The 24,601-nt window shown below is 71.3% G+C and carries 26 protein-coding genes and 1 riboswitch; of the genes, 15 read left to right on the top strand and 11 right to left on the bottom strand.

The genetic code is table 11. From position 1 onward, the window contains the following. Positions 1–207: 207 nt before the first annotated feature. Positions 208–401: riboswitch (cobalamin riboswitch) on the bottom strand. Between the two features lie 139 nt (positions 402–540). The 6 genes from I53_RS15120 to I53_RS15095 all read left to right on the top strand — a co-directional run bounded on the left by I53_RS15120 (position 541) and on the right by I53_RS15095 (position 5,659). Next, positions 541–975 carry an NUDIX hydrolase gene (locus I53_RS15120; RefSeq protein WP_374701328.1) on the top strand — a complete coding sequence of 145 codons (435 nt, stop codon included), beginning with the start codon at positions 541–543 and terminating at the stop codon, positions 973–975. Between the two features lie 142 nt (positions 976–1,117). Next, on the top strand, positions 1,118–2,524 hold the full coding sequence (locus I53_RS15115) for an RluA family pseudouridine synthase (RefSeq protein ID WP_043352071.1): 1,407 nt from the start codon (positions 1,118–1,120) through the stop codon (positions 2,522–2,524). Between the two features lie 734 nt (positions 2,525–3,258). Next, positions 3,259–3,639: a hypothetical protein gene (locus tag I53_RS15110; protein WP_043352069.1), complete on the top strand. Its 381-nt coding sequence runs from the start codon at positions 3,259–3,261 to the stop codon at positions 3,637–3,639. A gap of 58 nt (positions 3,640–3,697) precedes the next feature. Then, positions 3,698–4,363: an HAD-IA family hydrolase gene (locus I53_RS15105; RefSeq protein WP_043352067.1), complete on the top strand. Its 666-nt coding sequence runs from the start codon at positions 3,698–3,700 to the stop codon at positions 4,361–4,363. 46 nt (positions 4,364–4,409) lie between these two features. Next, positions 4,410–5,201 (top strand): ATP12 family protein, encoded by a 792-nt coding sequence (locus tag I53_RS15100; protein WP_043352065.1) that lies wholly within the window; start codon positions 4,410–4,412, stop codon positions 5,199–5,201. A 137-nt stretch (positions 5,202–5,338) separates the two neighbouring features. Then, on the top strand, positions 5,339–5,659 hold the full coding sequence (locus tag I53_RS15095) for a hypothetical protein (protein ID WP_043352063.1): 321 nt from the start codon (positions 5,339–5,341) through the stop codon (positions 5,657–5,659). Between the two features lie 23 nt (positions 5,660–5,682). Here I53_RS15095 and I53_RS15090 read toward each other — a convergent pair whose 3' ends face one another. Continuing rightward, positions 5,683–6,174, bottom strand: a complete 492-nt coding sequence (locus I53_RS15090; RefSeq protein WP_043352061.1) for a glutathione peroxidase — start codon at positions 6,172–6,174, stop codon at positions 5,683–5,685. Positions 6,175–6,479: 305 nt separating this feature from the next. Continuing rightward, the gene (locus tag I53_RS15085) at positions 6,480–7,013 is read right to left on the bottom strand and encodes a hypothetical protein (protein ID WP_043352059.1); all 534 of its coding nucleotides are present in this window, start codon (positions 7,011–7,013) and stop codon (positions 6,480–6,482) included. A gap of 136 nt (positions 7,014–7,149) precedes the next feature. Here I53_RS15085 and I53_RS15080 point away from each other — a divergent pair, with 136 nt between their 5' ends. Further along, positions 7,150–8,538: an aminotransferase gene (locus tag I53_RS15080; protein WP_043352057.1), complete on the top strand. Its 1,389-nt coding sequence runs from the start codon at positions 7,150–7,152 to the stop codon at positions 8,536–8,538. 219 nt (positions 8,539–8,757) lie between these two features. On the opposite strand, the gene I53_RS15075 is transcribed toward I53_RS15080, so the two are convergent. Together I53_RS15075 and I53_RS15070 are read right to left on the bottom strand one after the other, a co-directional pair. Further along, on the bottom strand, positions 8,758–10,080 hold the full coding sequence (locus I53_RS15075; RefSeq protein ID WP_043352055.1) for an HlyC/CorC family transporter: 1,323 nt from the start codon (positions 10,078–10,080) through the stop codon (positions 8,758–8,760). Positions 10,081–10,140: 60 nt separating this feature from the next. After that, positions 10,141–11,592, bottom strand: a complete 1,452-nt coding sequence (locus I53_RS15070; protein ID WP_251982325.1) for a hypothetical protein — start codon at positions 11,590–11,592, stop codon at positions 10,141–10,143. A gap of 330 nt (positions 11,593–11,922) precedes the next feature. On the opposite strand from I53_RS15070, the gene I53_RS15065 reads away from it, so the two are divergent. From I53_RS15065 to I53_RS15035, 7 genes are all read left to right on the top strand, one after another. Next, positions 11,923–12,321: a DUF3775 domain-containing protein gene (locus I53_RS15065; protein ID WP_043352051.1), complete on the top strand. Its 399-nt coding sequence runs from the start codon at positions 11,923–11,925 to the stop codon at positions 12,319–12,321. Between the two features lie 21 nt (positions 12,322–12,342). Then, positions 12,343–13,623 carry a phosphatase domain-containing protein gene (locus I53_RS15060; protein ID WP_043352049.1) on the top strand — a complete coding sequence of 427 codons (1,281 nt, stop codon included), beginning with the start codon at positions 12,343–12,345 and terminating at the stop codon, positions 13,621–13,623. 124 nt (positions 13,624–13,747) lie between these two features. Then, positions 13,748–14,863: an alpha/beta hydrolase gene (locus I53_RS15055; RefSeq protein ID WP_043352045.1), complete on the top strand. Its 1,116-nt coding sequence runs from the start codon at positions 13,748–13,750 to the stop codon at positions 14,861–14,863. Between the two features lie 150 nt (positions 14,864–15,013). Continuing rightward, complete coding sequence (locus I53_RS15050; RefSeq protein WP_043352044.1) at positions 15,014–15,271, top strand: hypothetical protein; 258 nt, start codon at positions 15,014–15,016, stop codon at positions 15,269–15,271. 37 nt (positions 15,272–15,308) lie between these two features. Beyond that, positions 15,309–16,475, top strand: coding sequence for an MFS transporter (locus tag I53_RS15045; protein ID WP_043352042.1), 1,167 nt, complete (start codon positions 15,309–15,311; stop codon positions 16,473–16,475). 65 nt (positions 16,476–16,540) lie between these two features. Further along, positions 16,541–18,730: a primosomal protein N' gene (locus tag I53_RS15040; RefSeq protein WP_043352040.1), complete on the top strand. Its 2,190-nt coding sequence runs from the start codon at positions 16,541–16,543 to the stop codon at positions 18,728–18,730. A gap of 74 nt (positions 18,731–18,804) precedes the next feature. Further along, positions 18,805–19,167, top strand: coding sequence for an STAS/SEC14 domain-containing protein (locus I53_RS15035; protein ID WP_043352080.1), 363 nt, complete (start codon positions 18,805–18,807; stop codon positions 19,165–19,167). Positions 19,168–19,173: 6 nt separating this feature from the next. Here I53_RS15035 and I53_RS15030 read toward each other — a convergent pair whose 3' ends face one another. From I53_RS15030 to I53_RS15005, 6 genes are all read right to left on the bottom strand, one after another. Continuing rightward, positions 19,174–19,563: a hypothetical protein gene (locus tag I53_RS15030; protein WP_043352078.1), complete on the bottom strand. Its 390-nt coding sequence runs from the start codon at positions 19,561–19,563 to the stop codon at positions 19,174–19,176. 359 nt (positions 19,564–19,922) lie between these two features. After that, a complete protein-coding gene (locus tag I53_RS15025; protein ID WP_043352039.1) occupies positions 19,923–20,129 on the bottom strand; it encodes a Trm112 family protein in 207 nt (68 codons plus the stop codon). A 12-nt stretch (positions 20,130–20,141) separates the two neighbouring features. Then, positions 20,142–20,807: an LON peptidase substrate-binding domain-containing protein gene (locus I53_RS15020; protein WP_043352038.1), complete on the bottom strand. Its 666-nt coding sequence runs from the start codon at positions 20,805–20,807 to the stop codon at positions 20,142–20,144. A 49-nt stretch (positions 20,808–20,856) separates the two neighbouring features. Further along, the gene (trxA, locus tag I53_RS15015) at positions 20,857–21,771 is read right to left on the bottom strand and encodes a thioredoxin (RefSeq protein ID WP_043352036.1); all 915 of its coding nucleotides are present in this window, start codon (positions 21,769–21,771) and stop codon (positions 20,857–20,859) included. Positions 21,772–21,853: 82 nt separating this feature from the next. Continuing rightward, a complete protein-coding gene (locus I53_RS15010; protein WP_043352034.1) occupies positions 21,854–22,321 on the bottom strand; it encodes a hypothetical protein in 468 nt (155 codons plus the stop codon). 122 nt (positions 22,322–22,443) lie between these two features. Next, positions 22,444–23,421: a glutathione S-transferase family protein gene (locus I53_RS15005; RefSeq protein WP_043352075.1), complete on the bottom strand. Its 978-nt coding sequence runs from the start codon at positions 23,419–23,421 to the stop codon at positions 22,444–22,446. A gap of 264 nt (positions 23,422–23,685) precedes the next feature. Here I53_RS15005 and I53_RS15000 point away from each other — a divergent pair, with 264 nt between their 5' ends. Continuing rightward, a complete protein-coding gene (locus I53_RS15000; protein WP_043352033.1) occupies positions 23,686–23,910 on the top strand; it encodes a hypothetical protein in 225 nt (74 codons plus the stop codon). Here the strand turns inward: I53_RS15000 and I53_RS14995 are convergent. Then, positions 23,904–24,601 (bottom strand): hypothetical protein (locus I53_RS14995; protein ID WP_043352031.1); only part of this gene is annotated, 698 nt, incomplete at its 5' end. The genes I53_RS15000 and I53_RS14995 overlap by 7 nt on opposite strands.

Genomic DNA, 24,601 nt, shown 5'->3' with positions numbered 1-24,601 from the left:
CCATCTGGAAACCTGAGTCTGAACGGGTGCGCGGAGGCCCCCCGGAACAGGGATCGCAGGTCGCGAAACGGTGGAGACGGACATGGGAACGGCGTCGCGGGCGCGCTTGCTGTGGCACGTCACCGCGAACGAGGCCTCGGCGGCCGCCTCCCCTCGGGATGGACGGCGCCTCGACACCCGCCAGGACACCCCGCCCGGCGCGTTTCGCGTGTGACCACGGCTGACGGCAGGTCTCCTGGCTCGCGGGTCGCCGCCCTCGCACCGTCTTCCCGGGGTGACCCAGTGACGTGGTGGTGAAGGGCTCGCCGCTTACAGTTGCGGGGGCAGCCGCGGCTTCGGGGCGGACCCCTCATCGCGTTCCCTTTTGATCCCCGAGGGGAACCGTCGAGGAACAGCTTGGCCGTCGTGCGTCCGGGCGTCAACCGCACGTCCGGGAGTTGTCGTGGATCGACGCGGCGGCCCGCCGGTTCGTTGCGGCGCCGTCGGGAACGATCTAGCCGGTTCGGCATGACGGTCTGGCGTCCCCCTGCGGAGATCCGCGTGAAGGCCTTGGGGCTCCCCCGGCGCGGCGATAGCCTGCTGGTGGCGGAGATCCATGCGGATGACGGGCGGCTGACAGGTGTCCGGCCCCTCGGTGGCAGCGTCGCATTCGGTGAGAGGGCCGAGGACGCGCTGATCCGGGAGTTCGAAGAGGAGCTCGGCGTCACCGTCACGGTGCTCGGCGGCCCGCGCGTCGTGGAGAACATCTTCCTGCACGAGGGGCAGGTTGGGCACGAGGTGCTGTTCCTGTTCCCGGTCGCCCTGCCGCCCGGCTGGTTCGACGGACAGGAGCGCTTCGTCTTTCACGAGGATTGCGGCACCGCCTGCGTGGCGCGGTGGTGCGATCTCGACGGGCTCGACGTCCCGGGCGGGCCGGAACTCTTCCCGACCGGCCTGAAGGCCTGGCTCCGCGCGGCGTGGGACGCGGAGCCCTGACGGGCGCGATCGCGCTGCCGCCTTTGCCGCTGCGCGCGGGCGATGCTACAGCCGTGCAATCCCATCGGTCCGGACGTCCGCGACGCCGCGGCCCATGCGCCCGGACGCTCCGTCCGAAGCGGAGACGGGTGCCGGCGGAAGCATGACGACACGACCTCCCAAAAGCGGCGGGCCGAAGGGGCGCAAGCCTCAGGCCGGCAAGTTCGATGCGGGCAAGTTCAAGCCCGGCAAGTTCCAGGCCGACGGCCGTGCCCGCACGGGCCCGCGCACCAGCGCCCGCGACGCTGCAGAGCGCGCGGCCCGCAATCGCGGCGACGATGCGGGTGCGCGCGATCCCTGGGGTGCGCAGGGCGCCGCAGCCGCAGTCCCGGCCCGGCCCGCGAAGCCGCGGCGCGACGCCGCCGCGCCGCGCGGTCCGCTGGCGGCGAAGCCCGGCAGCCGGCCCGTTTCCAAGCGCTCGGAGGCCCCTGCGCCTGCCCCTGCCGCTGCCCCCGCGCCGACACCGGGTCCGACCCGCCGCGAGCAGCGCGCGGCCGCCTCCGCGACGCTCGCCTCCGGGGTGCAGACCCTGATGGTCGAGCCGGACGAGGCCGGCATGCGGATCGACCGCTTCCTCACCGCGCGTTTCCCGCTCCTGCCCTTCACCCGCGTGCAGACCATCGTCCGCAAGGGCGAACTGCGCGTCGACGGCAAGCGCGCCAAGCCGAACGACCGGCTGGAGCCGGGCATGAGCGTGCGCGTGCCGCCGCTGCGCCTCGACCAGCCCTCCGAGCGCCCGCGCAACGCCGCCCGCGAGCAGGACGATGCCGAATTCATCCGGTCGCTCATCCTCTACGAGGATGCCGACATGATGATCCTCAACAAGCCCTTCGGCCTCGCGGTCCAGGGTGGTTCGGGGACGGTCCGGCACGTGGACGGCCTGCTCGCCGCCCTCACCGGCCCGGATGGCCAGAAGCCGCGGCTCGTCCACCGGCTCGACAAGGATACGGCCGGCTGCCTGATCGTCGCCAAGACCCGGCTCGCCGCCGCGACGCTCGCCAAGAGCTTCCGCTCCCGGGCCGCGCGGAAGATCTACTGGGCGCTGACCGCGGGCGTGCCGCGGGTCCGGCAGGGGCGTGTCTCGACCTACCTCGCCAAGGAGGAGCCCACCGACGCCGACGCGCGGATGCGCGTCGCCAAGCACGGCGACGAGGGGGCGAGCCACGCGCTGACCTACTACGCGATGGTCGATCAGGCGGCCCAGAAGCTGTCCTGGCTGTCGTTCAAGCCGGTGACCGGACGGACGCACCAGCTGCGCGCCCACGCGGCCCATATCGGCCACCCGATCGTCGGCGACCCGAAATACTTCTCCGTGGAGAATTGGGAGCTGCCGGGGGGCATCCAGAACCGCCTGCACCTGCTCGCCCGCCGGATCGTCATCCCGCATCCGCGCACCGGCAAGCCCGTGGACGTGAGCGCGCCGCTACCGCCCCACATGGCGCAGAGCTGGAACCTGCTGGGCTTCGACGCCACCCGCTACGACCCGATCGTCGAGGCCCCGGAAGCCTGAGCGGGCAGCCAGGGCACGGCCGGGTTCGTCAGGGCGTCCGGGACTTCCGGCCGCCGCCCTGCGGCGCGACCCGCCGATCGCCGCCGGGGCCGCGCCCGGGATGCCGTCGCGACGGTGCCGCGCCTGGTCGAGTCCGCGCCGGACCTCCTGAGCTGCCGCCACGACCCGGGTCGGGCAGGAGAACCGCTTCGCCCTGCCCGTCGCCCTTCGGCCGAATGCGCGTCGCGATGCCGGTATCCTCGACCCGGCCCGGATGCATCGACGGGACGATCGCCCGTCCGGTCGAGGCTCCTGCAAGCTTCGCTGGCGGATAGGGATGATGGCTCCGGCGGTCCGTCGCGCCTGCGCCGCCGTGCCGGCACGCAGGGTGCAACGAAGACGGGCGCCTGCGTTCGGTTCAAACGATCGCCCAGGTGCCACTGCGGCGACGCGACGCGCCGGATGGCGGGATCCCCGCTCAGAGGACCGCGCGTGAGGCGGTCTCGGTCTCCGGTGAGAGGTCGGTTTCGCGCATCAAAGCGGGCAGCCGCAGGAGCCCCATCGCCGGATCCCCCTTCCATCCCCAAATCATTGTCGCGGGAGATGTGCGCTGCGGTATCCCCGGTGAAAGTGGACCGTCATCGGGGCGGGCCGTGCCGCGCATGCCTTGGCAATCGGCCGTGCCGCCTCATATGCTGCCCGCGCCCCGCCGATCCGCTGCGGGGCCAGTTTCCGGCGGTTCGAGACCCTGACATATGAAGCTCGCGATGCTGGCCTGCCTCGCCGCCCTGTGCCTCACCGGGCCGATCGCGCACGCCGCACCGGGCGAGGCAGCCAAGGCGGCGCCGACCGCGAACGGCGCCCATCCGGCCGAGGCGGCGTCGCCGCATCCGCCCGCCGCTCCCGCCGCGAATGCGGCGCCCACGCAGGCCGCGCAGCGCCCGGCCGCGAGTTCCCGCGCGGAGCGCCGCCGGCGTTCCTATGCGGCCTGCAATCGCGCCTCGCACCAGCGCGGCCTGCGCGGCGGCAAGCGCCGGCGTTTCCTGATCCGCTGCCGGCTCGGCTACGAGCGGACCCGGGTTCCCGGCGGTCAGCCCGCCGCGGCCGCGCCGGCACAGCCGGGCCGGAAGCCGTGACCGAGTCCGACATCCGCCCATCCGCGCCGTCGGGGCCGCCTTTGGCGCGTCGTCGGCGATGAGGCTCGTCGTCTTCGACGTCGACGGCACCCTCGTCGACAGCCAGCACCTGATCGTGGCGGCCCAGGAGGTGGCCTTCGCGGAGAATGGCCTGCCGGCCCCGGGGCGGCGCGAGGCGTTGTCCGTGGTGGGCCTGTCACTGCCGCAGGCCTTCCGGCGTCTGGTCGGCGAGGACGGCCCCGTTGCGGAACTCTCGGAGAGCTACAAGCAGGCCTACAACCGCCTGCGGCTCGATCCGGCCCATGAGGAACCACTGTTCCCCGGGATGGCCGACCTGCTGACCCGGCTCCATGACCGTGGGGACGTGCTGATCGGCCTCGCGACGGGGAAGTCGCGGCGCGGCGTCGACCGGCTGATCGCGCATCACGGCTGGGCGGAGTGGTTCGCCACGACCCAGAGCGCCGACGACGCGCCGTCCAAGCCGGACCCGACCATGCTGCGGCAGGCGATCAGCGAGGCCGGTTGCGCGCCGGAGGCGACCGTGATGGTGGGCGACACGACCTTCGACATCGCCATGGGCGTGGCGGCCGGTGCCACGGCCATCGGGGTCGCCTGGGGGTATCATCCGCCGGACGCGCTCTACGGGGCCGGGGCCGTGACGGTCGTCCCGACGGCCGCTGCGCTGGAGGTGCTGCTTCTCGAGGGCCTCGCGACGGGCGGCTGATGGCGAAAGGCTCGCGCGCCGGGCCGGAAACGCCTATCTCGCGTCCATGAGCGATCAGACGACAGACTGGCTCGGCGAACCGGGCGACGGCGCGCGGCCCGACCCGATCCGTGCGGCCCGGGGCCATTCCAAGCCCGCCCTGCCCCGGCGGTTCTACACGGAGGCCGGCTTCTCCGAGGAGGCCGAGGGCTTCCGGCTGACCCTGGACGGACGTCCGGCCAACACGCCGGCCCGCAACCCGCTGCGGCTCCCGAGCCGCGCCCTGGCCGAGCGGGTCGCGGCGGAATGGGCGGCCCAGGACACTGCGATCGACCCGGCACAGATGCCGCTGACGCGGCTCGCCAACACGGCGATCGACGGCGTCACGCCCCGCTTGGCTGCGGTGGCGGCCGATCTCTGCGCCTATGCCGGCACCGATCTCGTGGCCTATCGCGCTGGTGACCCGGAGCGCCTCGTGGCGGCGCAGGCGGCGGCCTGGGACCCGATCCTCGCCTGGGCGCGGGACGAGTTCGGTGCGCGGGTGATCCTGAGCGAGGGCGTCATGCATGTCGAGCAGCCCGCCGACACGATCCAGACCCTCTCCACGGCGGTGAATGCGGTGACGGATCCGTTCCGGTTGGCCGGACTGCACACCCTGACCACCCTGACCGGCTCCCTTCTGATCGCGCTGGCGGTGCTGCGTGGCCGCCTGGCCCCGGCGGAAGCCTGGGACGCCGCTCACGTCGACGAGACCTACCAGGCTGCCGTCTGGGGGCGCGACGCGGAGGCGGAAGCACGCCTCGCGGCGCGCCGGATCGAGTTCGAGGCGGCGGCCGCGTTCGTCGGTGTCGAAGGCTGAGCCGAGACCGGAAATCCGGTCGGTCGCGCAGATGCAATTGGGCAACAATCCGGCATTCGCGGCGCCCGGTCGGCTTCAGCGGCTGACAAGCTGCGAACACTGTTTTAAGGTCGGCGCACATTGTGTTCGAGTCGACAATGCGTTCCGATCAGCCTGTCCGATGCAGATTTGAAGGCGAACTGGCGACGCTGATTGCCTCGAAGCAATCGTTCCGGGATCTGCCCGCGCGATACGCGCTCTTCGACGCTCTTTCGGACCTCGAACGCAGGGCAAAGAGCGCCGGTGCCCCCGACCTGACCTTGCGCAAGATCGCCGAGATCCGCTTCCTGACGGGCATCCTGCGCGAGTCGGTGCGCCCCTTCCCGGTCGCGTCCCTGCGGACGGTGCTGCGGGCTCGCGAGCGGGTCGACCGACGCCGCGTTCCCGCCTCCGAGGCGGCGGATCTCGACGCGGTCTGACGCCAGGGTCACGCCGACGCGGCTCAGGCTGGCGCGGCCAGGGCCGCCTGGATCTTCGCCTCCAGGGCCGCGGGCTTCGTCCCGGGCGCGAAACGGGCGATGACCCGGCCGTCACGACCCACCAGAAACTTGGTGAAGTTCCACTTGACCATCCGCGTGCCGAACAGCCCCGGTCGGGCCTGGGTAAGATGGGCGTAGAGCGGATCGGCATCCGGCCCGTTCACCGCGATCTTGGCGAGGACCGGGAAACTCACGTCGTAGCGCAGCGAGCAGAATTGCGCGATTTCGGTGGCGTCGCCCGGCTCCTGGGCGCCGAACTGGTTGCAGGGGAAGCCCAGGATCGTCAGACCTTCCTCCCGGTATCGGCGCCACAGCGCCTCCAGGCCCTCATATTGCGGGGTGAAGCCGCAGCGGGAGGCCGTGTTGACGATGAGCAGCACCTGTCCGCGATGCTGCGCGAGCGGGTAAGGCGTGCCGTCGGCCGCGGACACGCTGAGATCGTGAACTGTCGTCATGCCCGATCACTTGAGCAAACCGGCCGGTTCCGCAAGACGCGCGCATCATCTCATCGCGACCGCGCCGCGGCGGCGCCGGCGGCGCGTGGAGCCCGCCTCCCCTCCGCGCCCGACCGGGATGTGGGGATGCCGCGCTGTCGCTTCCTCGTCCGGGGCGCATCCACGGTGCCGGAGGCGCCGGGCACCGGATTGCGGGACAGGCAATCCGCCCGGCTGACGGGCGTCCAACCCGGAGTGCTGAAACGGAGCGGTTACGTGTTCATGAGCCCCTGAGAGTGGGCTCCTCCGGTCCGGGGCCGATGGGCTCAGGCCGGGACTTTCCGGACGTCGAAGCTCGGGCCCTGCGGGGTCATGCGGTCGGTGGTGACGATGCGTTCGTCGGCGCCGACCACTCCGAGACTGACATCGCGGTCCGGCAGGACGACGGTGGTGCTCTTGTTGACGTGGACCAGCACGTGCCGCCGCAGCGGCACCGAGGCGACGGCCCAGCGTTTGAGCTGCCCGTAATAGGGTTCGCGCCGCCACGCGCCCGCTTGGCCGGGATCGACCTGGACGTTCATGTTGCGGGTGAGCGGGTCGAGGCTCAGCACCATCTTGGCGCGATCCGGCTTCCATTCCGGTCCGAGCCAGCCTTCCGTCATCCAGAGGCAGTGGAATGCCCGGCAATGGTCGGGCCGGGTGGCGTGAATGGCGCAGCCCTGGCCGGCCCTGGTGTGCCGGCACCATTGTCCGGCCACGCTCTCCACCGCGGGCACGTCGTAGACCTTGCAGCAGAGCGTGCAGGCGCCGCAGGCGCGGCCGGGGGCGGGTTGTGCGACGAACGTTTCCGGATTGAGCATCGGTCGGGCGTCAACAGAGGCGGTCGCGGGCGGCATGCGTCCGGTAACGGCCGGCCGCGGGTCCTTCGGGCTACCTGCCGGGGCATCGGGTCGGTAGTGTGGCGGCGGTGACCCTCGCACGAGGACCTTGCGAACCATGCTCTCGAATCTCGCGACCCGCGACGTCGAAACCGTTCTCCACCCCTACACCAACCTGTCGACGCACCGACAGATCGGTCCGCTGGTTCTGGAGCGCGGCGAGGGTGTGCACGTCTACGACACCGAGGGGCGTCCCTATATCGAGGGCATGTCCGGCCTGTGGTGCACGGCCTTGGGCTATTCCAACGCCGAGCTGGTGGAGGCGGCCCGGGCGCAGATGGCGCGCCTGCCCTTCACGCACCTGTTCTCCGGCCGCAGCCACGATCCGGGTATCGAACTCGCCGAGACGCTCAAGGAGCTGATGCCGGTTCCGACCTCGAAGATCTTTTTCACGTCTTCGGGATCCGAGGCCAACGACACGCAGGTCAAGCTCACGTGGTATTACAACAACGCCCTCGGGCGCCGGAATAAAAAGAAGATCATCGCCCGGCAGAAGGGCTACCACGGCGTGACGGTCGCCAGTGCGTCGATGACCGGGCTCGCCGCGAATCACGCCGACTGGGACCTGCCGCTTCCGGGCTTCCTGCACGTCTCCGCCGCCCACCATTACCGGGGCGCCGAGCCGGGCGAGAGCGAGGAGGCCTATTCCGCCCGCCTCGCCGCCGAACTGGAGGAGACCATCCTGCGGGAGGGGCCGGACACGGTGGCGGCCTTCATCGCCGAGCCGGTCATGGGCGCGGGCGGCGCGATCGTGCCGCCGCGGGGCTATTTCTCCGCGATCCAGGCGGTGCTGGCGAAATACGAGGTCCGCTTCATCGCCGAGGAGGTGATCTGCGGCTTCGGACGGCTCGGCACGTGGTTCGGCAGCGAGGCGCTGGGTGCCCGGCCCGATTCGATCTCCTTCGCCAAGGCCCTGACCTCGGCCTACATGCCGCTCGGCGGCGTGAGCATCGACGAACCGCTCTACGAAGCGCTTGTCGGCCAGAGCGAGAAGATCGGCACCTTCGGCCACGGCACCACCTATTCCGGACACCCGGTGGCTGCGGCCGTGGCGCTGAAGGCCATCGAGATCTATCGCCGCGACCGCATCATTGAGGGGGCGGCCGAGAAGGCACCGCAGTTCCAGCGTCGCCTCTCGGCGCTGGCCGGGCACGACCTCGTGGGCGAGGCCGGGGGCATCGGGCTGATCGGCGGCCTGGAGATCGTCGCCGACAAGGCCACCAAGCGGCAATACGACCCCAAGGCCGGCGTCGCTGCGCGCTGCGTTGCCTTCGCGCAGGGCGAAGGGCTGATCGTGCGGGCGCTTGCCGGCGACCGCGTCGCGGTCTGCCCGCCGCTGATCATCGCGCCGGATGAGATCGATGCCCTGTTCGACCGGCTCGGCCGGGCGCTCGACCGCACCCGGGACTGGATCCGTGCCGAGGGGCTGGAGGCGATACCGGGCTGAGGCGCGCGGCCGGTCGCGGATGGACCTCAGACGGACGGCGGGAAAACCGTCGTCCGGACCCGGTGCCGCACCCGCATTCCGGTCGAAGACGCGCGCTCCGTCATTCCGCGTGGCGCGACGTGACCCGGCACGCCGCGAGGTCCATCAGCATCGCGCCCCCGGACGGCTTCGCTGTGCGCGCGGACGCGGCGGCGTCGAAGCCGCCGCCCGGACGCGGCATCACACCGCGTCGCGCTGCGCGTCCGGCTGAGCGGTGGCCTGGAGCCCGGTCGCCGTCAGCGGCGTGATGCGCAGCGTGGTGATCCGGTTCTTGGCCTTCCGTAGCACCTGGAAGCGGAAGCCGTGGAAGTTGAAGGCCGTCCCCTGATCCGGGATGGTCCGGGCCTCGTGGATGACGAGGCCCGCGATCGTGGTCGCCTCCTCGTCGGGGAGTTTCCAGTCCATCGCGCGATTCAGGTCGCGGATCGGCACGCCGCCATCGACGTTCACCGACCCGTCCCCCTGCGGGCGCACCCCCGAGACCGTGACGTCGTGCTCGTCGGCGATGTCGCCGACAATCTCCTCCAGGATGTCTTCCAGGGTCACGAGGCCCATCACCTCGCCGTACTCGTCGACCACCAGGGCGAAGTGGGTCTTCTTGGTGAGGAAGGCCTTGAGCTGGGCGCGCAGCGACGTGGTGCCCGGCACGAACCACGTCTCCAGGGCGAGCGCCTCGACCTTGAGGCCCGAGGCGTCGCCCCCCGCCGCGTCGAGCGCCCGCAGAAGGTCCTTGGCGTGGAGCACGCCGACGATGTTCTCCGGCGTGCCGCGCCACAGGGGCATGCGCGTATAGGGCGAGGACAGGACGGCGCGGACGATGTCCTCGGAGGGCTGGTCGGCGTCGATCGCCCGCATCTTGGTGCGGTGGACCATGACGTCGGAGACCGACAGGTCCGAGAGGTCGAGGAGGCCGCCCAGCATGTCGCGCTCGGCCTTGGCGACGCCCCCCTCCCGGTGCATCAGCGCCACCTGCCCGCGCAGCTCCTCGGCGGCGGTGAGGATCGACTGGTGCTCGCCGATGGTGACGCCGAACGGCTTCAGCATCAGCCGCACGAGGTGCTCGATGGCGATGGCCAGCGGGCCCATCAGCGCCACCGCGAAGGCCACCGGCCGGGCGGTGAGCAGCGCCGCCTTGTCGGGCTTGGAGATGGCGAGGGTCTTCGGCAGCACCTCGGCGAACACGATGACCAGCACCGACATGCCGACCGTGGCGTAGGTCACGCCGCTCTTGCCGAACAGCGCGGTGAGCACGCTGGTGGTGAAGGCCGAGGCGCCGATCGCCACGATGTTGTAGCCGATCAGCATGGCGCCGATGAAGCGCTCGCGGATCGCCAGGATGCGGTTGACGATCGCGGCCCGCGGGTCGCCCGCCTGTTCGAGGGCGTGCATCCGCGCCCGCGACGCGGCCGTGAAGGCCGTCTCCGCGCCCGCGAAGAAAGCCGAGAGGAGCAACGAGATCGCCACGATGCTCGCGGCGAACCACAGGTCGATATGGGTTTCCATCGGGTCCGTCAGGCACGCCGCGCGCGGCTTGTCGGCCGCCCATATAGCGCCTCCCGCGACTTATTGCGCGCCGATCTGGCGCACCGTCCACGTCGCCCAGTAGACGGGCCTTCCGTAGAGGCTCGACGTGTCGCGGCCGGAGGCGGTCGGAGCGAGCCGGTCGAGCCAGGTCAGGAACCCGGCCTTGTTCGGATAGATCGCCGGCGTGTCGAGGTTGCCTTCCGCGTCCGTCATCCAGAAATGCGCGCTCCGATCGTACCGGCCGCTGCCGTCGCCCCCCGAGCGCAGTCCGAGATAGGCCGGCGAGCGGCCGGCTTCGACCGGATCGGCGTAGAGCTTGAGGGCGCCGATGCCGTCGAGGTTCATGTCGGCGGTGTACTGGAGGCAGATGTCCGCCACGGGGCCGCCCGGCGCGTTGGCGGGCCGCTGGCACGTGTAGGAGACCGCCCAGCGCTGCAAGCCCTTGGCCCGGGCCACCCGCACGAGGGACCCGGGCGGCAGCGGCCCGGCGAGCTTGCGGGCCGTCGACCAGACCTTCGCCCCGGACAGGTCCTGCGCGGTGCGCAGGAAGAGCCCGGTGCGGCGCTTCTCGGGGGCGAGGCCGCAATCCTCGGGCAGCACGTCGGTGTAGACGTAGTGATAGGTGCGATCCACGACGCTGATCGAACCGGCGAGCCCGTGGGTCTCGAAGGCCGGGGCCGTGCAGGCCGAGGTCACCGGCTTGCCCGCTTCGTCGATCACCGCGGCGGGGGCGGGCGGGTCGCTGCGCCGCCCGCGGCCCGCGCCCGCCTCGAACGGCGTCCAGGCCAGGCCGTACCCGTCCGCGGTGCGGGTGCGGATCTCGAAGGTCTGGAAATCGAGGGTCCGGGCCTCGATCTGCACGCGGCGGCGGACATCGGCCGGGCCGGACGCCGGCGCGTCCTGCTCCGCTCGCCGGCGCCGACGGCGGCCCCGGCGCTCGGTCTCGGCATCGTCCCCGCCGGTGACGCCCACGCGCTCCTGCCCGAGCAGGAAGACGTAGCTGTAGGCCTCCCCGGCCCAGGTGCGGCCCGTCACCGCGATCGGGTCGCGCGGGCCGATGCCCTCGGCCGTCGGTGTCGGTTCGGACCAGCCGCGCGCCCGCGTGCTCTGCTCTGGCAGGTCGACCCAGAACCGGTCGGCCGTGGGCGGCAGCGTCGTGACCAAGGCCTCGAAGGTCCGCCCGGTGCGCAGGGCGCCGCCATCCCGGCTGTCCGTGGCGCGGCGCTCCGGGCAGGGCTCGTCCCGTCGGGATGCCACCGGGGTCTGCCCCTGGAACAGGGCCTGGATCGGGCCCGGTGCCTCGGAACGGGCAAGCCGCAGGAGCTGAACGCCGCGTACGAACGCGCAGGGCGCCGGCGCGATCAGGACGCCCTCGGCCTCCGAGCCATCCCGGCAGATCTCGAGGGCGCCGCCGCCCGTGAGGAAGCAGCTCGGCGCGCTGCCCTCGTAGCTCGCGGGCCTGGCCTCGGCGGGGTCCGGTCCAAGCAGCACGGATGCGGCCACTCCGCAGAGCCCCGCGAGGGCGCCGACGTGCCAGCGGCGCCCGGCCGAGCGCCGAGACCTTGAGTCGCGTACGCAGGAGACGGTGGTATCGGCGAAGGATGTTCCAGCAGACTCTATAGAAACCACGTCTATCGCCGATGTTGACCCGGTTATCGAAATAGTCTCGCAGGCTCTATCCTACGGTGGTCCAACCGGGAAGTGGCGCGGACCACGCACCGCGCCTTCGATGGGGATGGGGCGAACCCCGGGCCCGCTCGTCCGTTGTCGCGGCTTGAGGGCCCCGCTTGGCCGCTCCTGTCAGCGTTCGGAGATCAGCGCATGGATATCGCCGTCGAAACCGTCACCGACATCGTCATGCGGCTGCGCGCCATCGAGGTGAAGGAGGGCAACACCGATCCGGATTCGGGCTCGAACCCGATCGACGACGGGTCCACCGACGTCCTGACCTCCGGCACCGACGACGCCACGGAATCCGAGGTCCGGGGCCTGATCGCCGGGCTCGATGACGATTCCCGGGCCGAGCTGCTTGCCCTTCTCTATATCGGACGCGGCGACATGGAGCCCGAGGAGTGGAGCGAGGCCGTGCGCTTCGCCCGCGAGCGCGAGGCCGCTGGCGAGGGCGCCGTGCGGGAGCTGCTGGGCTCGCCCGACGCCGGGGATCTGCTGGAGGAGGGCCTCGACGCGATGGGGCTCAGCCCCGAACTGCCGCAGGCCTGAGCGCCCGGGAGCGGCCGGTCCATGGCCTCACGCGTGCGCAGGGGCGCCACCAAGGCGCTGCGGGTCCTCACCCGGCCGGTCCGCCGGGCGCAGGGCCGGGGCGGCAAGGGACCGGGCGGCCTCGTGGTCGAGCCGTACCGCGGCTACGGCTCACGCGATGAGGTATTCCTGATCGGTCGCGTCTTCCGGCAATCGCCCGGGATCCCCGGCGAGGATCCCGATTCCCTGCGGGCGCAATGGCGCGACCTGCGGCGCCGCATCGCCCGGCGGGCGATTGCCGGAGCCGCCGTGACCGCCCGGTTCGGCGACGACGCCGTCCGGGTCGAGACCGACCGCGACGGTTATTTCCGTCTGCACCTGCACCCGCGCACGCGACCGGCTGCGCCGGGGGAGTGGCACGCGGTCGACCTCCTTCTCGACGCCGACCCGCCGATCCCCGCCGAGGGCGCGGTGTTCATCCCGCCCGACCAGTGCCGTGTCGTCGTCGTCAGTGACATCGACGACACGGTCATGCGCACCGGTGTCGCCAACAAGCTGACGATGCTCTGGCGCCTGTTCGTGGAGGATGCCGAGAGCCGGGTCGCCTTCCCGGGTGTGGCCGCCCTCTACCGGGCCCTGCATGCCGGCGCCGGCGGCGGCGAGGGCAACCCGATGCTCTACTTCTCCGGGCCCCCCTGGGGCCTCTACGAAATGCTGTCGGAATTCCTCCAGCGCCACGGCATTCCGGCGGGGCCGGTGCTGTTCCTGAGGGAATGGGGCCTGTCCTGGACGCATCCGCTGCCGCGCCGGGCCACCGACCACAAGCAGGCGCTGATCCGCCACATGCTCGCCCTCTACCGGGATCTGCCCTTCGTGCTGATCGGCGACAGCGGCCAGCACGATCCGGAGGTCTACGCGCAGATCGTCGAGGAGAATCCCGGGCGGGTGCTGGCGGTCTACATCCGCAACGTGTCCCGCGACTCGGCCCGGGTCGAGGAGATCGTCCGCCTCGCCGGCGCCGTCGCCCGGGCCGGATCGAGCCTGGTGCTGGCCGGCGACAGCGTCGCCATGGCCGAGCATGCGGCGGCCATCGGGTTGATCGCCCCCGAGGCGGTGGCCGGCGTCGCCGACGAGCACGCCGCGGCGGAGACCGATACACGGCGGGAGACCGCCCGGATAACGCCGGATCTCGCCGGTTCTGCCGCGGAGGACCCGATCGCCCCCGAGGCGATCGCCGAGGCGCTGGCCGGTGACGGCGCCGTGCCGGCGACCCTGGTGGTCGAGCCGGCCACCCCGGCTGCACTGCCGCGCCTCGAAGCGTGAACGCACAGCCGTGATCGTAACCGGGGCCGCTGTCGCGCTCCGCCCCGTCGGATACTTCATGGATCCACGCAGCCGGCCCCCGCCGAGACGGGTCCGCAGACCGGGCTGCCCAGGAGGAACCGAGATGCGCCTGAGCCTGTCCGCGCTGCTGATGATCGCCTGCGGAACCCACGCCGCCCTCGGGCAGGCCGCACCCGCCGAGAGGCCAGTTCCCCGTTTCGAGCAGCTCGAGGCCGAGATCGGAGCGGCCAATGCCGCGCCGGGGCCACGGACGGTACCGGCCAAGGTCGTGCCGGTGCCCGCCGACACGACGAGTCCGCAATTCCGCACGGCTGTGGCGGCGCCCTACCGCGTGCCGGCCTGGAACGCGAACCCGCCGGACGCCGCGGCCTGGAAGGCCCTGGTCGACCGACTGGCCGCCGCCGGCGCCGCCGCCCTCCCCGCCCTGCGTGAGAAGCTCGGCGTCACCAGCGAGGCCGCCGTGATCGGTGGCGTGAAGGCCTTCGTGATCCAGCCCCGGCAGATGCCCGAAGCCAACCGCAACCGCCTGCTCCTGCACATCCACGGGGGCGGCTACGTCTACAATCCCGGCGAGTCCGGCACGCTGGAGGCGATCCTGATGGCCGGCCTCGGCGGCTACAAGGTCATCGCGGTGGATTACCGCATGCCGCCGGATGCCCCCTACCCCGCCGCCATGGACGACGCGACCGCCGTGTGGCGCGCCATGCTGACCATGCAGAAGCCTCAGAACATGGCGGTGTTCGGCACCTCCACGGGCGGCGGCATGACCCTGGCTCTGATGCTCCGCGCCAAGGCCGAGGGACTGGCGCTGCCGGCGGCGATCGGCCTCGGCACGCCCTGGTCCGACATGACCGAGACCGGCGACAGCTACCGGACCAACGAGTGGCTGGACAACGTCCTCGTCAGCTATTCCGGCTACCTGACGCCGGCCGCCAAGCTCTACGCCGCCGGTCGGGACCTGAAGGACCCGCAGCTCTCGCCGATCTATGGCGATTTCGCCGGCCTGCCGCCCGCGATCCTGATCACCGGCACCCGCGACCTGTTCCTGTCGAACACCGTGCGCACCCATCGGAAGCTGCGCGCCGCCGGGATCGAGGCGTCCCTCCAGGTGTTCGAGGGCATGTCCCACGCCCAGTACCTCTTCACTCCGGACGCCCCGGAGACCAAGGAGGTGTTCGGCGAGATGGCGCGGTTCTTCGATAGCCATCTGGGGCGGTGAGACGCGGCGCGGCGGGCTTGCGCGGGGCTTGTCCTCACGAAATGGTGCAATGCAGCAATTCGGTGGGAAGCCTTCACATCCCGGTGGCGATGCCTAGGTTTGGGCGCTCCCGTGCCGGTCCACGCTCTTCGAGCCTGTTGGAGCCCCTCCGTGCAAACCTACACCCTCGCCATCGCCGACGGCGTCTTGTTCGCCTGCCTGCCCGACGAGGCCGACATCACGGCCGCGATCACCGACGCGACCGCCACCAATTACGGGTTCGGCCTCAGCCTCGACATCGTCCGTGGGGCGACCCTGACCAACGCGGCGGGGCCCGAGGACGAGGTCGTCTGGCAGGAAGGTCCCGACAGCGAGCTGCTCGACGCGCAAGGGCGGCGCTACCGCTACGCCGTCCGTCGCCCCTGCTGACCTGACTTCGGGAGGCCTGCCGGACTACGTTCCGCCCATGCAGAAGCGGGCGCCAGGGGCGGAACGACGTGGCGGGCTCCCCCGGTTCCTTGTCCTGTATGCGGCGCTCTACGGTGCCTATGGCGTTCTGTCGCCGATCCTGCCGGGCTTCCTGGCGGTCCGTGGCCTGACGCCGGCTGAGATCGGCCTTCTTCTCGCCGCCGCGGGTGCGCTGCGCCTCGGGATCGGGCCGCTGGCCGGCGCCTTCGCCGACCGCCATCGCGCCGGCAGATCCATCCTTGCGGCGAGTCTCGCGCTGGCGGGGCTCAGCACCCTGGCGCATCTGCCAGGCGTCGGGTTGGCGCAGTTGATCGCCCCGGCTCTGCTCTACGCGGTGGGCACCGCGGCCCCGGCGCCGCTCGCCGACGCGCTGGCCCTGGCCGCCGCGCGGGGCGGGGCGGCGTTCCAGTACGGCTGGATCCGTGGCGCGGGCTCGGCCGCTTTCATCGCAGGTACCGCCGCCGCGGGCTGGTCGATCGGGATCTTCGGCCTCGCCGCCGCCCTCGTCGCGAGCGGCGGCCTGTTCCTCGCCGCCGGTGCGTCGGCCCTGGCGCTGCCGGCGGATCGGGCCCGCACGACCCGGGCCGGGGCGCCGTGGCACGGTTTCGCTGCCCTGATCGCGCTGCCGCGCTTCCGCCGCACGGTGCTGGTCGCCGCCCTGGTGATCGGCGCCCACGCGATGCACGACGGCTTCGCCATGATCCTGTGGCGCTCCGCCGGGATCGCGCCGGCCACCGCGGGCCTCCTCTGGTCGGTGTCGGTGGCCGCCGAGGTTCTGGTCTTCCTGCTGGTCGGGCCGCCCCTGCTGGCGCGGATCGGCCCTGCGGCAGGCGTCGCGGCCGCGGCCTGCGCGGGGGCCGTACGCTGGGCGGTGCTGGGCTCCACGACCGCGATCCCGTGGCTCGCCGCCGTCGAGGCCCTGCACGGGGTGAGCTTCGCTCTCCTGCACCTCGCCTGCCTCGGGCTCATCGAAGCCACCACGCCGGCCGACCTCCGGACGACCGCGCTGGCCCTCTACGGCACCCTGGGCCTCGGCCTGTCCGGCGTCGCCGCGACCCTGGCCTCCGGGGCGCTCTATGGGTCCTTCGGAGCTTCCGCCTTCTGGGCGATGGCGGCCCTGAGTCTCGCGGCCCTGCCGCTGGTGCCGGGGCTGCGGGATCGCTGAAGCGGCGGGTTCTTTTCCCGGGCCTGTGGTACGGACCCGGAACGGACCCGCCCGAAAAGCCCAGTATGCCCGTCGTCGCCGAGATCCTGATCCCGCTGGCCCTCGATACACCCTACAGCTACGTGGCGCCGGCCGGGCTCGACCTCGCCGCCGGCGACGTAGTGCAGGTGCCTCTCGGACCGCGCGAGATCGTCGGGGTCGTCTGGGGCGTGGCCGAGAGCCCCGGCGGCTCGAACCTGCGGCCTGTGACCGACCGCCTGCCCTTCCCGCCCCTGTCGGACCCGCTGCGCAGCCTCGTCGACTGGATCGCCCGCTACACGCTGGCGCCGAAAGGCTCGGCGCTGGCCATGGTGTTGCGCCTGCCCGACGAGGCGGCGGCCGGCGAGACCGCCCGGGTCGCCGTGCGCATCACCGACAAGCCCCCGGCCCGGCCGACCCCGGCCCGCACCAAGGTCCTCGCCGCGGCCGCCGACGGCGGTCTGCGGGGCAAGAGCGCCCTGGCCAAGGAGGCCGGGGTCTCGCTCTCGGTGGTCGACGGGCTCATCGACGACGGTGCCCTGGAGACCGTGGCGGTCGCGCCCGAGCCGGTCGCGCCGCGGCCCGATCCGGACTTCCCGCGCTCGCCGCTCTCGCCCGCCCAGGCCGAGGCCGTGGCGGCTCTGGTCGCGCCCTTTCCGTGGGACCGGCCGCCGGCGGAGGATCCGGCCGATCTCAGGCCCGTCCTGCTGGAGGGGGTCACCGGCTCGGGCAAGACCGAGGTCTATTTCGAGGCCGTGGCCGCCTGCATCCGGGCGGGCCGCCAAGCGCTGATCCTGATGCCGGAAATCGCGCTGACGGCCCAGTTCCTGGACCGCTTCGCCGCCCGGTTCGGGGTCCGGCCGGCGGCGTGGCATTCCGGAATCGGCGGCAGGCGTCGCGAGCGCCTGCGGGCCGCGGTAGCCGAGGGCGAGGCGCTGGTGGTGGTCGGCGCGCGCTCGGCCCTGTTCCTGCCCTTCGCACGGCTGGGGCTGATCGTGGTCGATGAGGAGCACGAGACCGCCTACAAGCAGGAGGACGGCGTCCATTACCATGCCCGCGACATGGCGGTGGTGCGCGGCCGTCTCGAGTCCTGCCCGGTGGTGCTGACCTCGGCGACGCCCGCCATCGAGACCCGCGTCAACGCCGCAAGGGGGCGCTACCGGCACATCCTGCTCCCCGAGCGCTTCGGCGGGCGGCGCCTGCCCGACATCGCGGCGATCGACATGCGCCTCGACCAGCCCGAGCGCGGCCGCTTCCTGAGCCCGCCGCTGGTCAACGCCGTGAAGAGCACCCTGGAGCGCGGCGAGCAGGCGCTGCTGTTCCTCAACCGCCGGGGCTACGCGCCCCTGACCCTCTGCCGGGCCTGCGGCCACCGCTACCAGTGCAAGAACTGCTCGACCTGGCTGGTGGAGCACCGGTTCCGCCGGGCGCTGGTCTGCCATCAATGCGGCTATGCCGAGCGCCGGCCGGAGGCCTGCACCGAGTGCGGCACATTCGACAATCTCACCGCCTGCGGCCCCGGCGTCGAACGGATCGCCGAGGAGGCCACGGCCTTGTTTCCGGACCGGCGCGTCGTCGTCCTGTCGAGCGACTTCCCCGGCGGCGCGGAGCGCCTGCGGCAGGAACTCGATGCCGTGGCAGCCGGCGAATGCGATATCGTGATCGGGACGCAACTCGTGGCGAAGGGCCACAATTTCCCGTTCCTGACCCTGGTCGGCGTGCTCGACGCCGATATCGGCCTGACCTCGGGCGATCCGCGGGCCGCGGAACGGACGTTCCAGCTGCTGCAGCAGGTCACCGGCCGTGCCGGCCGCGGAGAGAAGCCCGGCCGCGCCCTCGTCCAGACCTACCAGCCGGACCATCCCGTGATCGCGGCCCTCCTGTCGGGGGATGCCGAGCGCTTCTACGCGGAGGAGATCCAGGCCCGCGAGGCGGCGGGCCTTCCGCCGTTCGGGCGGCTCGCCGCGCTGATCGTTTCGGCGACCGAGCGCGAGGTGGCGGAGGCCCACGGCCAGGCGCTGGCCCGCGCGGCCGAGCCGCCGGAGGGCGTGATGGTGCTGGGTCCCGCCGAGGCGCCGCTGGCCCTGGTGCGCGGCCGATACCGCTTCCGCCTGCTCGTGAAGACCGAGCGCAACGTCGATCTGCAGGCCTACCTGCGCGCCTGGATCGCCCGGGGTCCGAAGGTGCGCGGCAACGTCCGGGTCGCCATCGATGTCGACCCGCAGAGCTTTTTGTAGGACACTCGGGCGACGGGCGGCGGATCCCGGCCGGAGATTGGCCGGGACGCATGCGGTTCCCGGAGGAGCGATCAGTGCTGACTTATACCAAGACGCCGGATTCCAACGTCGCCGAGATCGTGGTCGACGGGAAGATCACCGACGAAGAGATGAACGCCATGATGACGGCGATGAAGGCCGACCTCGACAAGGGCGGCAAGATCAAGCTGCTCGAGGACATCCGCGCCTTCGAGGGCATGGAGCCGGCCGCCTTCTTCAAGGATCCGCGCTTCGGCTTCTCGATGATGAAGAGCGTCAGCCACGTCGCCCTGGTGACGGACGCACCCTGGCTCAAGGCGCTGGCCGAAACCTTCAATTTCGTCTCGCCGACCCAGATCAAGGTGTTCGAGCGGGCCCGCATCGACGAGGCGCGCACCTGGCTCGCAGCCGCCGTCTGAGCGGTCTCAGTCGGCCTGCGCGGTGCGGGTATCGCTGCGCCGCGCGGTCCAGTGGCCGGAGCAGAGGGACGAGACCTTCCAGGTCCCCGCGCCGCTCCCGGCCCGGAGCCGCCCCGTTCCCGTGCCGCTCGCGGTGCCGTTGTTGACGGTGAGCCCGACGCTGCCATCGGCCCCGACATGCCCGTTCACCTGCGCGCCGGCGGCGCCGGAGATCAGCTGCACGTGACCCTCGCGAATGGCGAGCGCGTAGGTGTAGCGGGCGCTGCACAGACCGGTTTCCGTGACCAGTTCCACCGACCACCGTCCGTTATGCGTGCCGGGCTCCGCGCTGGCGGGCGCGCAAAGGGGAAGGAACAGGCCGGCGGCGAGGGCCGCGACGGCGGTCAGCTTGATCATGCGGGGCGATCTCTCAGCGAAGTGGATGCCGCCTGAGGCGGGATGCACGGTCAGAATCATCGATCGGGGATGACTCGACGCTGAACGATCGAAGCGGCAAGAGTATGGCCGCCACGCGTTAGCTCAAGACAGATCAGGGTCGGCGAAGGGCGGAGTAATAGTCAAGCTCGATAGAGCCGAATCTGCTCTCCGATCGGAAGACCTGATGCCAAGTCTCGCCGACATCCTGAGGTTTGGCAGGGGGCGGCCGGCACGGGGCGCGCCGAGCCCGACCGGAGGGAGTGGGTCCCGTAAGCACGGGGCGCTCGGGATGCGAAGCGACGCGGGCTGCCCCCCGCGCAAACGAGCGGCCCGGGCGATCAGTCCGTCAGCGGCCGGGCTTCTTCCGGCAGCATGATCGGGATCCCGTCGCGGATCGGATAAGCGAGCTTGGCGGAACGGCTGATCAGTTCCTGGCGGACGGAATCGTATTCCAGTGTCCCTTTGGTCAGCGGGCAGACCAGGATCTCCAAAAGCTTCGGGTCCACGCGGGTCGCTTCGACGGGGGCGGTGAGGTCGTTGGTCATCGTTCGTGCAGCCTATTGCATCGTCGACTCGGGGCCCGAGCCGCGAACCAGTTCCATCTGCGTGACCGCGATCAGGATCTCGGCCCGCGTCTTCAGGTCGGGGGCCTCGAGCATCGCCTGTTTCTCGCGCACACCGAACGGACTCATCATGCAGAGGGCGTTGACCAGCGCCTCGTCGGGCGCCTCGTCGATTCCGGCCCAGTCCACCTTGAGGTCGTTCGACTCTACGAAGTCGCGCAACGCCTTGAGCACGCCCGCGCGGTCGACCTGCTCCTCGCCCGCCCGGGGCTCGAAGTCCACAGCGAAGTCGTCATAGGAGACGTGGCAGCGGCGATAGGGGCCGATCGAGGCCAATTCGCTCTCGACCCGGAAGCGCGTGATGCCGGTGAGCGAGATCAGGTATCGTCCGTCGCCGGTCTCCGCGTACTGGGTCACCCGCCCCGCGCAGCCGACGCGGTAGAGTTTCGGATTGGCCCCGCCCGATCCTTCCGGATCCGGCTGGATCATGCCGATGATCCGGTCCGTGCGCATGGCATCGTCGACCATGGCGAGATAGCGCGGCTCGAAGATGTTCAGCGGCATCTGCCCGCGGGGCAGCAGCAGCGCCCCGGAGAGGGGGAAGACCGGGATGACCGCGGGACAATCCGCCGGGCCCTTGTAGCTCGCATGGGTGCTCATGGCGCCTCCCGGGGGGGCCGATTGGTGGTCCGAAGCGCGAGCCGGAACCTCACGAGAACAAAAGCGCCGAGAGCTTGCGCCGTCCGCGGATCGTATCCGGATCCATCACGCCCCAGGCCTCGAAGAACTGCAGCAGCTGCTTGCGCGCCCCGTCGTCGTTCCAGTCCTTGTCGCGCCGGCGCAGTTCGATCAGGTGGTCGACGGCCTGGCCGCGTTCGCCCCGGGCGGCGAGGCCCAGCGCGAGGTCGAACCGCGCCTGATGGGCGTCCGGGTTGGCCTCCACTTCCCGCTGCACGCCCGCGAGATCGCCGAGCGAGGCGGCCTGCTCGGCGAGTTCGAGGGCGGCGCGGATGCCGGCGAGCGCCGGATCGCCAGCCTTCGCCTCCGGCACCATGGCCAGAACCCGCTTGGCATTCTCGATCTCGCCCGCGTCGAGCTGCATCTTGGCGAGGCCGGCCAGCGCCGCGACGTTGTCGGGCTGCTGCTCCAGGACCGCCGCGTAGATTTCCGCAGCACCGGCGAGGTCGCCCTCCTCGATGAGGGCGGCGGCGTCCGCCAGGGCGGCCTCGAGCGGATCCTGCTGAGGACCGGCCACGCGCCCGATCAGCTCCTTGATCTGGCTCTCGGGGACGGCGCCCATGAAGCCGTCGACCGGCTGGCCCTTCTGGAAGACGATGACCGCCGGAATCGACTGGATGCCGAGCTGGCCTGCGATCGAGGGATGCTCGTCGATGTTCATCTTCACCAGGGCGACCGCGCCGGCGGCCTCCCGGACCACCTTCTCCAGCACCGGCGTGAGCTGCTTGCAGGGCCCGCACCAGGGCGCCCAGAAGTCGACCAGCACAGGCCGGTGCATCGACTCGGCGAGCACGTCCTGCCGGAAGCTCGCAGTGGTCGTGTCCTTGATGAGGGTGCCGGTGTCGCCGGCCGGGGCACCGCCCCCGGCGAGGGTGTCGTTGAGCATCGGTCTGGCTTCGGAACCTTTTTCGTGGAGTTCCCTAAATGGGGCTTCCGCCATGATCTGACCAGCCCAAAGACAGGGACGCTCAGCGGGCCGGTGCGGCGGCCGGCGCACCGGCAGGCGCCTTGGCCGCAGTCACGAACGTTCCGGCAAACGGGCGTCCGTCGGCCGTGCTGGCCTCGCAGGTGATCGCGGTGCGGCCCGGTTCCGGGGTGGAGAAGCGGCAGGCGCCGATCGCCAGGATCGGGGCGCCATCCTTTCCGGTGGTGACCACGTTGATCGGCTGCAGCGGATCGGTCTCCTCGGTGGCTTCCTGCTGGGCGCCGTTACCGCTGAAGCTGAGCGCCTGACCGTCGGAGGTGGTGAAGTCGAAGCTGGTGCGATTGCGGCTCACCGCGTTCGTCAGGACGTTGCTGCAGGAGCTGCTCAGATCCTGCGTGCCGATTACGAGCTTCTCGCAGGTGCCGTCCAGCCGCAACGCGGCCTGGGCGCGTGCCGCGGAGGGAAGACTGACGAGAGCGCAGAGCAGCGCGAGGCGCAGGCGATTGGTCATGGCGGGTCGGGCATCCTCCGGTTGAGAGCCGAACTAGGCGCACGGCGTCCGCCGTCGAGGGGGCGGCATCGGGACGGGGCCGGCGTCGGGCTCACCACGGGCCGAACCCCCGCCGCAGCCGGCTAGGCCGCAAACCGCAGGGCACGGTCGTTCGGGGCGGCGAAATCCAGCTCCGGTCCGAGGGGCACGATCCCCGTCGGATTGATGGTCGGATGGCTCTCGTAATAATGCCGCTTGATATGCGTCAGATCGACGGTCGGCGCGATGCCGGGCATGGCATAGAGATCGCGGAGATAGTTCGACAGGTTCGGATAGTCGGCGATCCGGCGCCTGTTGCACTTGAAGTGCCCGACATAGACCGCGTCGAACCGCACCAGGGTGGTGAACAGGCGGATATCCGCCTCGGTCACGCGGTCGCCGCAGAGGTAACGGCTCCGGTCGAGCCGCGCTTCGAGCGCATCGAGCTCGGCGAACAGGGCCTCGAAGGCTTGGGCATAGGCGTCCTGGGTGGTGGCGAAGCCCGCCTTGTAGACACCGTTGTTCACCCGGTCGTAGACCCGAGCGTTCACCGCGTCGATCTCGGGACGCAGGTCTGCCGGGTAGAGATCCGGACCCGTACCCCCGAAGGCGTCGTTCAGCATCCGCAGGATCTCGGCGGATTCGTTCGACACGATGGTGCCGCGCTCCCGGTCCCACAGCACCGGCACGGTGACGCGGCCGCTGTAGGACGGGTCGGCCGCCAGGTAGATCTCGTAGAGGCGCCGTGCGCCGTGGATCGGGTCCGGCGTCGCGCCCGGCGTGTCACCGAACACCCAGCCCTCGGCGCCCATATGCGGATCGACCACCGAGACGGAGATCGCGTCTTCCAGCCCTTTGAGCGCGCGCCCGATCAGCGTGCGGTGCGCCCAGGGACAGGCCAGGGAGACGTAGAGATGGTAGCGGCCCGGCTCGGCCCGGAAGCCGCCCGATCCGGACGGGCCCGGCGATCCGTCGGCGGTCACCCAGTTGCGGAAGGCCGAGGCCTTGCGCTCGAAGCGGCCGCCCGTCGCGGCGGTGTCGTACCACTGGTCGCGCCAGATGCCGTCCACGAGGAGGCCCATCGTCGTCTCCGGTCCCATAAGCGATCCGACCCAGATGGGCCTCGCGCGGCGTCTGTGAAGACGGATGCCGGTCTGCATCCGAGGAGCGCCGACCGCGCGACCGGTGCGCCCGGTCCCGCCGGCCCGCGAGTTCTGCGCAAGGCAGGGCTGCGCCGATCCTTCTGTTGCGGTGCAGCAATCTGAGCCATCTCTCGGGCACCCACCCGTCGCCGCGCACGTGCCGCAGCGGCCCGATCGCGTGGGGAGATCGATGGAGGTGAAGTGATGTCGTTCGCGCTGGTGCCCGTCGCCGAGGCGGCCCTGTTCACGTTCGGATGCTTGGTGATCCATGCTCTGCGGCGCCATGCCGACGTGGTCACGGCAACGCTCGCGTGCCTCGCGACACTCCTCGTCCTGATGATCGGGATCGCCTGCGCGCCGGAATCCGTCGCCAAGTATCAGGCCGCCAGCGTCACCGACTTCGCCCGCCTGGATCCGGCCATCTACTGAGGCGCCACGGCACGTCCCAGGCCGTCGCTCCCGAGCCGCGCGAGGCGACCGCCCGTCCCGCGCTGACCGGCGACGGCCACGTCGAAATCGTCCTTCGGCAGCTTGGCCAGGAAGCGCTCGGCGATCTCGAACAGCAGGATGTCCGGACGCACGCGCTCGATGTAGGGCCAGTCGAGGCTCGAGGACCAGACGAAGTGAACCTCGCTGAAACTCTCGGCGAGCAGCCCGGTCAGCAGGAACGGGTCGAAGTGGGCGCAGGAATCGCCGAACAGGACGAGCCGTCGCGGATCGGCCCCCGGGGACGGGTTTCGATAGACGACATGCGCGCCGACATGCACCTCGCGGTCGCGTCCCTGCGCCTCGTAGGCGGCCAGTAGCGGCCCCGTCTCCACCCGCATCGCATCGCGCTGCAGCATGAACCGCTCCAGCCGCTCGCGCGGCCGCTCGGGCAGCTTCTCGCCGAGATCCATGATCTGTTCCGAGACGGTACCGGGACGCCCGCCGATATCGGCGGGCGGAACCGCCCCGAGCGCCCGCATGATCTCGCGATAGGCCAGCAGGCACCCCTGCGCGGTCCAGTGGGTGTCGGTGCGCAGGTAGAGTGGCGTCGCTCCGTTGCGGGCAGCGCGAAGCGGCCCGAGAAGGTCGAGATAGGCTGGGTGTCGCGCGAGGCGTCGGGCCAGTCGCCGGG

Origin of the sequence: Methylobacterium sp. B1 (assembly GCF_000333255.1) — a bacterium.
Lineage (GTDB): Bacteria > Pseudomonadota > Alphaproteobacteria > Rhizobiales > Beijerinckiaceae > Methylobacterium > Methylobacterium fujisawaense.
Note: the sequence above shows the minus strand (reverse complement) of the source record. Positions and strands in the feature narration are given on the sequence as shown.

Bases quoted from the DNA above. Each gene is read 5' to 3' on its own strand.
- I53_RS15115 (WP_043352071.1), top strand. From the start codon at position 1,118: ATGACGACACGACCTCCCAAAAGCGGCGGGCCGAAGGGGCGCAAGCCT.
- I53_RS15110 (WP_043352069.1), top strand. From the start codon at position 3,259: ATGAAGCTCGCGATGCTGGCCTGCCTCGCCGCCCTGTGCCTCACCGGG.
- I53_RS15105 (WP_043352067.1), top strand. From the start codon at position 3,698: ATGAGGCTCGTCGTCTTCGACGTCGACGGCACCCTCGTCGACAGCCAG.
- I53_RS15100 (WP_043352065.1), top strand. From the start codon at position 4,410: ATGAGCGATCAGACGACAGACTGGCTCGGCGAACCGGGCGACGGCGCG.
- I53_RS15095 (WP_043352063.1), top strand. From the start codon at position 5,339: ATGCGTTCCGATCAGCCTGTCCGATGCAGATTTGAAGGCGAACTGGCG.
- I53_RS15090 (WP_043352061.1), bottom strand. From the start codon at position 6,174: ATGACGACAGTTCACGATCTCAGCGTGTCCGCGGCCGACGGCACGCCT.
- I53_RS15085 (WP_043352059.1), bottom strand. From the start codon at position 7,013: ATGCTCAATCCGGAAACGTTCGTCGCACAACCCGCCCCCGGCCGCGCC.
- I53_RS15080 (WP_043352057.1), top strand. From the start codon at position 7,150: ATGCTCTCGAATCTCGCGACCCGCGACGTCGAAACCGTTCTCCACCCC.
- I53_RS15075 (WP_043352055.1), bottom strand. From the start codon at position 10,080: ATGGAAACCCATATCGACCTGTGGTTCGCCGCGAGCATCGTGGCGATC.
- I53_RS15065 (WP_043352051.1), top strand. From the start codon at position 11,923: ATGGATATCGCCGTCGAAACCGTCACCGACATCGTCATGCGGCTGCGC.
- I53_RS15060 (WP_043352049.1), top strand. From the start codon at position 12,343: ATGGCCTCACGCGTGCGCAGGGGCGCCACCAAGGCGCTGCGGGTCCTC.
- I53_RS15055 (WP_043352045.1), top strand. From the start codon at position 13,748: ATGCGCCTGAGCCTGTCCGCGCTGCTGATGATCGCCTGCGGAACCCAC.
- I53_RS15045 (WP_043352042.1), top strand. From the start codon at position 15,309: ATGCAGAAGCGGGCGCCAGGGGCGGAACGACGTGGCGGGCTCCCCCGG.
- I53_RS15040 (WP_043352040.1), top strand. From the start codon at position 16,541: ATGCCCGTCGTCGCCGAGATCCTGATCCCGCTGGCCCTCGATACACCC.
- I53_RS15030 (WP_043352078.1), bottom strand. From the start codon at position 19,563: ATGATCAAGCTGACCGCCGTCGCGGCCCTCGCCGCCGGCCTGTTCCTT.
- I53_RS15025 (WP_043352039.1), bottom strand. From the start codon at position 20,129: ATGACCAACGACCTCACCGCCCCCGTCGAAGCGACCCGCGTGGACCCG.
- I53_RS15020 (WP_043352038.1), bottom strand. From the start codon at position 20,807: ATGAGCACCCATGCGAGCTACAAGGGCCCGGCGGATTGTCCCGCGGTC.
- trxA (WP_043352036.1), bottom strand. From the start codon at position 21,771: ATGCTCAACGACACCCTCGCCGGGGGCGGTGCCCCGGCCGGCGACACC.
- I53_RS15010 (WP_043352034.1), bottom strand. From the start codon at position 22,321: ATGACCAATCGCCTGCGCCTCGCGCTGCTCTGCGCTCTCGTCAGTCTT.
- I53_RS15005 (WP_043352075.1), bottom strand. From the start codon at position 23,421: ATGGGCCTCCTCGTGGACGGCATCTGGCGCGACCAGTGGTACGACACC.
- I53_RS15000 (WP_043352033.1), top strand. From the start codon at position 23,686: ATGTCGTTCGCGCTGGTGCCCGTCGCCGAGGCGGCCCTGTTCACGTTC.